The sequence below is a fragment of the Pantoea sp. SIMBA_079 genome, assembly GCF_046940275.1.
Lineage (GTDB): Bacteria > Pseudomonadota > Gammaproteobacteria > Enterobacterales > Enterobacteriaceae > Pantoea > Pantoea borealis.
The window spans coordinates 1-230 of the sequence record NZ_JAWRYR010001008.1 but is presented as its reverse complement, the minus strand read 5'-3'; the positions used below and the strand labels follow the sequence as shown (position 1 = coordinate 230).

Genomic DNA, 230 nt, shown 5'->3' with positions numbered 1-230 from the left:
CGGGAACGTATCTAAAACAAATGACGGTTTTGCGCGATTCTGGAAAAAAAGAAAAAGTTTTGGAGAAAGATATCCGGTTTATGGAAATTACAGATCTCAAAAAGGTTAAAAGACAGTTTGTAGACAGCAAATCTGTTTTGTCTAAAGATATGGGACTGCTTCAAATCATATACAGTGGAAAAAGAACAACATGGTACCGGAAAAGTGATTATTCAGGTCCAATTTATACC

Annotated in this window: 1 protein-coding gene; it reads left to right on the top strand. The window is 35.2% G+C overall.

The features are described 5' to 3' along the window. Positions 1–230 (top strand): hypothetical protein (locus tag SB719_RS22960; protein WP_412160159.1); only part of this gene is annotated, 230 nt, incomplete at both ends.